The sequence below is a fragment of the Roseobacter sp. genome (genome assembly GCF_024639605.1).
Taxonomy (GTDB): domain Bacteria; phylum Pseudomonadota; class Alphaproteobacteria; order Rhodobacterales; family Rhodobacteraceae; genus Roseobacter.
On the sequence record NZ_JAHEHZ010000162.1, the window covers coordinates 1 to 6,623 of the forward strand.

Genomic DNA, 6,623 nt, shown 5'->3' on the forward strand with positions numbered 1-6,623 from the left:
ATCTGCTTTGCAATGGATGATTTCGGCGCGGGCTACACCGCACTGCGCTATTTCAAGGACTTCTGCTTTGACATCATAAAGATCGACCGCCAGTTCATCCAGGGCGTATCCCATTGCCCGGACAATCAGGCGATGACGTCTGCGCTTGTCTCGATTGCGAAACACTTCGACATGATGACCGTCGCCGAGTTCGTTGAGACCCAGGCCGATGCCGATATGCTGATCAGCCTCGGGGTCGACTGCCTTCAGGGATATCTCTACGGCGCTCCCACAACCCGCCCGCACTGGATGGTTCAGGGACGCGTAAAACAGGCCGTTTAGAACCTCCCGACAAAGGTATGTTTCCGGCGCACCCCTGCCATGCGGGCGGTGCGACCGGACACCTTGTTGCCGCCCGTTACCTGATGCGATATTGATCCTGCGTACAGAACGGGAGGGGGTTGTTGTGCGCATAAACCGACGTACCTGGTCCTCTCCGCAATTGGCAAAGGACCACATAAAATGACGAATGTCGTTATCGCGTCTGCCGCCCGTACTGCTGTTGGCAGCTTCGGCGGATCTTTCGCAAACACCCCCGCAAGCGAGCTTGGAACGGCCGTTCTTCAGGAACTGGTCGCACGGGCAGGCGTTGATGCGTCCGAAGTTTCAGAAACCATTCTCGGTCAGGTGCTGACCGCGGCTCAGGGGCAGAACCCGGCCCGCCAGGCGCATATCAATGCCGGTTTTCCGCAGGAAAGCTCGGCCTGGACAATCAACCAGGTCTGCGGCTCCGGTCTGCGTGCTGTTGCACTTGCCGCCCAGCATGTTCAGCTCGGCGATGCAGATATCGTCGCGGCCGGGGGCCAGGAAAACATGACCCTCTCGCCTCATGCGGCCTCGCTGCGCGCTGGTCACAAGATGGGTGACATGAAGTATATCGACACAATGATCCGCGATGGTCTGTGGGATGCTTTCAACGGCTATCATATGGGTCAAACCGCTGAAAACGTTGCTGAAAAATGGCAGATCAGCCGTGATCAGCAGGACGAATTCGCTGTTGCCTCGCAAAACAAAGCGGAGGCGGCTCAGAAAGCCGGCAAATTCGCCGATGAGATCGTGGCCTTCACCGTTAAGGGGCGCAAGGGCGACACCATCGTGGACCAGGACGAATACATCCGCCACGGTGCGACCATGGAAGCCATGCAGAAACTGCGCCCTGCTTTCACAAAAGACGGCTCGGTCACGGCGGCCAACGCCTCAGGCCTTAACGACGGCGCAGCGGGTGCACTGGTGATGTCGGCAGATGAGGCCGAAAAGCGCGGCATCGAACCGCTCGCCCGGATCGCAAGCTATGCCACCGTTGGCCTCGACCCGTCCATCATGGGGGCGGGCCCGATCTATGCCAGCCGCAAGGCGCTTGAGAAAGCGGGCTGGAAAGCAGAAGATCTGGACCTTGTGGAAGCCAATGAAGCTTTCGCCGCACAGGCCTGCGCGGTGAACAAAGATATGGGCTGGGATCCGTCCGTCGTGAACGTCAACGGCGGGGCAATCGCGATCGGGCACCCGATCGGCGCCTCCGGTGCACGCATTCTGAACACGCTGCTCTTTGAGATGCAGCGCCGCGGGGCTAAAAAAGGTCTTGCAACGCTTTGCATCGGCGGCGGCATGGGCGTCGCCATGTGCCTCGAACGGCCTTGATTCTGCACCGGTGCAGCGGTGCCATTTGGTGTCGTTGCACCGGAACAGCCTGTCAGATGATATTATCCACGTAATAATGTTGCGCGAATCCTGCCGATATGCGCACAAAGATTTCCAGACAAATAAGGAGTACCCAACATGTCCCGTGTCGCACTAGTCACCGGAGGCAGCCGTGGAATCGGCGCTGCCATTTCCAGAGCTCTCAAAGACGCAGGCTATTCCGTCGCCGCAACCTATGCCGGGAACGACGAAGCCGCTGCAAAATTCACTGATGAGACAGGTATCAAAACCTATAAATGGGACGTGGCCGATTACGACTCCAGCAAAGCGGGCATTGGAAGTGTCGAAGCCGATCTCGGCCCGATTGACGTGGTTGTCGCCAACGCCGGGATCACCCGCGACGCGCCGTTCCACAAAATGACGCCCGATCAGTGGAAAGAGGTAATCGACACCAACCTGACAGGTGTTTTTAACACAATCCATCCGGTCTGGCCCGGCATGCGCGAACGTAAATTCGGCCGCATCATCGTGATCAGCTCGATCAACGGTCAGAAGGGTCAGTTTGCTCAGGTCAACTATGCCGCGACCAAAGCCGGCGATCTGGGAATCGTAAAGTCTCTGGCCCAGGAGGGTGCACGCGCCGGCATCACCGCGAACGCGATCTGCCCGGGCTATATTGCGACAGATATGGTCATGGCAGTACCGGAGAAAGTCCGCGAATCGATTATCGCACAGATCCCGGCCGGGCGTCTGGGTGAGCCTGACGAAATCGCGCGCTGCGTGGCCTTCCTTGCGTCTGATGATGCGGGCTTTATCAACGGTTCGACGATTTCTGCAAACGGCGCGCAGTTCTTCGTCTGATCCCTCTCAATTCAACAGAAAGGGCCGGTTCCTCGCGGAGCCGGCCCTTTCTCATCCCGTAAGACTGCTGCAGCAATCAGCGGGAAGATGACTGAAAAAGCCAGCGCCATGCATCCCGCATTGCCTGGGCACGCTCCTCATGTGCGCGTTGCATTGCCGTGCGGGCCAGCGGGTTTGTAGTCACTTCGATCATTTTCTGTTCCTTCCGGGGTGTCTGAAGTCTTTCTGAACTGACCCCAATATGTTCATTGCAGACAGAACTGACAAACGAGACTTTTCATTGCATCAGTTAAGTTATACTTAAGTGTCATGTCTGATCGCCTGCCTCCCCTCACAGCCCTGCGCGCCTTTGATGCGGCCGCGAGGCACATGTCGTTTGCCAAAGCGGCCGAAGAACTCTCCGTCACCCCGGCGGCCCTGAGCTTTCAGATCAAAGCGCTTGAAGAGCATCTGGGTGCACCGCTCTTTCGTCGCCTGAACCGTGCGGTGGAGCTGACAGAAGCCGGTGCCGCTCTGGCCCCTGGTGCCGAGGACGGGTTCAACACGCTTGGTGCTGCGTGGCGCGCCGCGCGGCGGTTGCAGGACGAACAGACGCTGACTGTCACGGCAGGCCCCGCTTTCACTGCGAAATGGCTGGCACCGCGGCTTTATGAATTTGCCCAGCTGCATCCGGAGGTCGAACTTCGGTTTTCGGCGTCCCTGAGGATTATGGACTTTGCACGCGATGGCATTGATGTGGCGATCCGGTTTGGTCGCGGTGAAGACCCGGGACTTTACTCCCTGCCGCTGGCGGAAGAGTGGATTGCACCTGTTATGACCCCTGAAATGGCCCGGCAGTATCCCGATGCTCAAAGACTCACCAAAGCTCCCCTGATCTTTGACGATTCAATCCGTTTTCTGGACCCGCCCTGCGACTGGCCGGCCTGGTTCCGGGCGATGGGCATAGATTATGAACCAGACCACGGACCGCGTTTCAGTCAGGCGGATCACGCGATCGATGCAGCACTTGCCGGTGTCGGCGTCGTCCTGGGGCGCCGTGCGCTGGTTGTGAAGGACATCGCGGAAGGCCGGCTGGTTATGCCCTGCCGTACGGCAATCCGGACAGGTGCACGTTTCCGGTTCCTCTGCCCGAAAGGCACGGAAGACAGACCTCAGGTCAAAGCTTTCCGGGAGTGGATGCTGAATGAAATCGGCAAAACTGCCTATATCACGGATGAGCTGACGCTGGTCTGAAGCTCTTTTTGCACGATATGCCGGGCGGCGGGCGGCGCGGTTTCTTCGCGCACGCCCGGTTGTTCTGTCAGTTTGTCAGACGAGCGATTTCTTCTTTTATTTTCAGTTTTTGCTTTTTGAGGCTGGCAATTGCCAGATCGTCAGTACCGGGGGCGCGTTGCGCTTCTTCTACGGCATGGCTGAGGGTTTGATGCTTCTTTTTCAGTTGATCGACATGTGCGGTTACGCTCATTCAGTCCTCCTGTTTATCAGCGTTTACGACGTCAAGTTGATCACAACATGCGATACAAGTCACGCCGCAACCGCAGCATGGGCATGAGAACCCTTAACATATGCTTAATTCTGCTCAGAATGTGAGTGCCGCACCATCGCGCAGCACTGCACGCACCGCCGGCACGTAACTGTCTGCATCTTTTATATGCGTGGCTCCTTCGTGCAGGACCAGCGGCGCATGCAGAACGAAAGCGCCACGTCCCGATTTGCGTGCACGCAGGATGGCAAGCTCCGGCCTGCGGCCTTCACGCGCAGTAAGCGGCAGAACCTCGACACTGCCCATATCGTGGTCGAGTGCGCCCAGGATGTCAGGCAACCGCTCGATACGGTGAATGAAATGCGCATAGCCTTTGGGAGCGAGACGCCGGCCTGCCACCCGCACCCATTTTTCAAGCGGCACGCTTTCCCCGAGGGCCGTCTCACGCCCCTCATCGCGCGCCGCGCGACGCCGTCGCGGGTCAAAATAGGGCGGGTTGGCGATCACGTGGTCAAACTGGCGCTGTCTTAGTTCAGCCGGCAGGTCGGCAACATCGCCGGTAAAGACCTCAAACGCGTCCCCGCCGTTGCGCCGGGCCAGATCCGCGTACTCCGGTTGCAGCTCAACGCCCGCCAGTTTCAGGCCTGGGACACGCGCCCCGAGGCACAGTGCCGCAGCACCCGCCCCGCACCCCAGATCCAGCACAGACTGGCCACCCACGGCCTTCACAGATGCCGCAAGCAAAACCGGATCGACACCGGCGCGATATCCCGACCCCGGTTGCAAAAGATGGAGCTTTCCGCCCAGAAAAGCGTCGCGTGTGAACTTTTCGGTCATCGCCCCAGCGGAATTTCATTGTCCCGCATCACCCGCTCGGCGGCGATGTGATCATCCTCGCGGACCATCAGACGGCGCGGGAAAATTCCGATGCCTCCCTCAAGCACGCTCATGTTTACGTCCAGCTCGAAGCAGTCTATATCTTCGCCCTGAAGAAGGGCCGTCGCAAAGGCGATAATTGTCGGGTCGGTGCTGCGCAAAAGTTCCTTCATATCAGGGATGTACGTCAATGCAGGCAGGGATGTCGAGACTTGCGGATGACAAGATTATGCTGAAGTCGGAAAATTCGCAAAAACCGCATGACCGGATGGCCGCATGGCTGGCATCCGACATGGAGGCTGTGAACGCGCTGATCCGTACACGTATGGCTTCGGAGCATGCCCCGCGCATCCCGGAGGTTACAGCGCATCTGGTGGACGCTGGCGGCAAACGCCTGCGCCCGATGCTGACACTGGCCGCGGCGCATCTGTGTGGCTACCAAGGTCCTTTTCACATCCATCTCGCAGCAACCGTCGAGTTCATACACACGGCCACTCTGCTGCATGATGATGTGGTCGACGAAAGCGGACAGCGGCGCGGCCGGCCAACGGCTAACCTGTTGTGGGATAACAAGTCTTCGGTTCTGGTAGGAGATTATCTCTTTTCACGCAGTTTCCAGCTTATGGTGGAGACAGGGTCTCTGGGAGTGCTGGATATTCTGTCGAATGCTTCTGCTACGATCGCAGAAGGAGAGGTACTGCAGCTCACGGCCAGCCAGGATCTGGCGACAACCGAAGCGGTCTATCTGCAGGTGGTGCGCGGCAAAACGGCGGCGCTCTTTTCTGCGGCCACCGAAGTGGGAGGGGTGATCGCCGGGGCACCTGATGCTCAGGTTCGCGCGCTCTATGATTACGGCGATGCGCTTGGGATTGCGTTTCAGATCGTTGACGACCTGCTGGATATGCAGGGTGATCCCGGTGCAACCGGCAAGGATGTCGGCGACGATTTCCGCGAGCGCAAGCTGACGATGCCCCTGATCAAGGCGGTGGCGCGCGCAGACACCGAAGAGCGTGCGTTCTGGCAGCGCACAATCGAGCGCGGCAAACAGGAAGAGGGCGATCTGGATCATGCGCTTGCGCTTTTGCACAGGCATAACGCGCTGATCGATACAGCGTCGGAGGCACGCCGCTGGGCCGAAAAGGCCCGTGAGGCGCTGGCCCCCCTGCCCGATCATGACATCAGGGAAATGCTGTCCGATCTGGCAGATTACGTGGTCGAGCGCATTCGCTGATCAGCAGTCCTGCGGTAAAATCACTGCCTCAAATCCGGCCTCAATCCGGTCTGCTGGCATCACCCACCATCCGGGGTGTTCGGCACGCAGGTGGCTGATTGCCGCATCGCGCGTGCTGAGGTCTGAGAAGATCGCAAAGCAGGTCGCGCCGGAGCCGGACATACGCGCCAGCAGAGTACCCGGCCTCTCATTCAGCGCCTCCAGAACATCACTGATCGCCGGTTCTGCTGCAATGGCAGGTGGCTGAAGGTCATTACGTTGCTCAGCGAGCCATGCGATCCGTGTCCGGTTGTCGCCGGTTATCGGAAATGCCCCCTGCATCGGCGCATTTTCCTTTTGTCTGAGCCCCGAGAAAACCCGTGCTGTAGGTACTGCCACGCGCGGATTGACGAGCACCATCGGCCAGTCCGGCGGCGGCCCGAGCAGCGCCAGATCACCGCCGATACCCTGCATGCGCACCAGCTGATTGTGCTGGCACACAGGCACATCCGCACC

The 6,623-nt window shown here is 59.1% G+C and carries 8 protein-coding genes and 1 pseudogene; 5 read left to right on the forward strand and 4 right to left on the reverse strand.

Features of this window, described 5'->3' with window-relative positions; genetic code table 11:
* The 4 genes from Q0M35_RS16040 to Q0M35_RS16055 all read left to right on the forward strand — a co-directional run.
* Window positions 1-321: EAL domain-containing protein (locus tag Q0M35_RS16040; protein WP_295317150.1), on the forward strand; the 321-nt coding region annotated here is incomplete at its 5' end.
* A 180-nt stretch (window positions 322-501) separates the two neighbouring features.
* Window positions 502-1,677: an acetyl-CoA C-acetyltransferase gene (locus Q0M35_RS16045; RefSeq protein WP_169641493.1), complete on the forward strand. Its 1,176-nt coding sequence runs from the start codon at window positions 502-504 to the stop codon at window positions 1,675-1,677.
* Between the two features lie 138 nt (window positions 1,678-1,815).
* A complete protein-coding gene (gene phbB, locus Q0M35_RS16050) occupies window positions 1,816-2,538 on the forward strand; it encodes an acetoacetyl-CoA reductase (RefSeq protein WP_295317158.1) in 723 nt (240 codons plus the stop codon).
* 309 nt (window positions 2,539-2,847) lie between these two features.
* Window positions 2,848-3,771: a transcriptional regulator GcvA gene (locus tag Q0M35_RS16055; protein ID WP_295317161.1), complete on the forward strand. Its 924-nt coding sequence runs from the start codon at window positions 2,848-2,850 to the stop codon at window positions 3,769-3,771.
* Between the two features lie 67 nt (window positions 3,772-3,838).
* Here the strand turns inward: Q0M35_RS16055 and Q0M35_RS16060 are convergent, their stop codons facing one another.
* The 3 genes from Q0M35_RS16060 to Q0M35_RS16070 all read right to left on the reverse strand — a co-directional run bounded on the left by Q0M35_RS16060 (window position 3,839) and on the right by Q0M35_RS16070 (window position 5,070).
* Window positions 3,839-4,003 carry a DUF465 domain-containing protein gene (locus Q0M35_RS16060; RefSeq protein WP_295317163.1) on the reverse strand — a complete coding sequence of 55 codons (165 nt, stop codon included), beginning with the start codon at window positions 4,001-4,003 and terminating at the stop codon, window positions 3,839-3,841.
* A gap of 114 nt (window positions 4,004-4,117) precedes the next feature.
* Complete coding sequence (locus Q0M35_RS16065; protein WP_295317165.1) at window positions 4,118-4,858, reverse strand: methyltransferase domain-containing protein; 741 nt, start codon at window positions 4,856-4,858, stop codon at window positions 4,118-4,120.
* The gene (locus Q0M35_RS16070; RefSeq protein WP_295317172.1) at window positions 4,855-5,070 is read right to left on the reverse strand and encodes a DUF2007 domain-containing protein; all 216 of its coding nucleotides are present in this window, start codon (window positions 5,068-5,070) and stop codon (window positions 4,855-4,857) included. The genes Q0M35_RS16065 and Q0M35_RS16070 overlap by 4 nt, the downstream gene beginning before the upstream one ends.
* Window positions 5,071-5,126: 56 nt before the next feature.
* Here Q0M35_RS16070 and Q0M35_RS16075 point away from each other — a divergent pair, with 56 nt between their 5' ends.
* Window positions 5,127-6,128 carry a polyprenyl synthetase family protein gene (locus Q0M35_RS16075; RefSeq protein WP_295317176.1) on the forward strand — a complete coding sequence of 334 codons (1,002 nt, stop codon included), beginning with the start codon at window positions 5,127-5,129 and terminating at the stop codon, window positions 6,126-6,128.
* Here Q0M35_RS16075 and Q0M35_RS16080 read toward each other — a convergent pair.
* Window positions 6,129-6,623: pseudogene (locus Q0M35_RS16080) on the reverse strand (4-(cytidine 5'-diphospho)-2-C-methyl-D-erythritol kinase); the annotation flags it as partial. It abuts the gene before it with no gap.

What these genes read in the sequence shown, in the direction of transcription:
- Q0M35_RS16045 (WP_169641493.1), top strand. Translation starts at nt 502, where the DNA reads ATGACGAATGTCGTTATCGCGTCTGCCGCCCGTACTGCTGTTGGCAGC.
- phbB (WP_295317158.1), top strand. Translation starts at nt 1,816, where the DNA reads ATGTCCCGTGTCGCACTAGTCACCGGAGGCAGCCGTGGAATCGGCGCT.
- Q0M35_RS16055 (WP_295317161.1), top strand. Translation starts at nt 2,848, where the DNA reads ATGTCTGATCGCCTGCCTCCCCTCACAGCCCTGCGCGCCTTTGATGCG.
- Q0M35_RS16060 (WP_295317163.1), bottom strand. Translation starts at nt 4,003, where the DNA reads ATGAGCGTAACCGCACATGTCGATCAACTGAAAAAGAAGCATCAAACC.
- Q0M35_RS16065 (WP_295317165.1), bottom strand. Translation starts at nt 4,858, where the DNA reads ATGACCGAAAAGTTCACACGCGACGCTTTTCTGGGCGGAAAGCTCCAT.
- Q0M35_RS16070 (WP_295317172.1), bottom strand. Translation starts at nt 5,070, where the DNA reads ATGAAGGAACTTTTGCGCAGCACCGACCCGACAATTATCGCCTTTGCG.
- Q0M35_RS16075 (WP_295317176.1), top strand. Translation starts at nt 5,127, where the DNA reads ATGCTGAAGTCGGAAAATTCGCAAAAACCGCATGACCGGATGGCCGCA.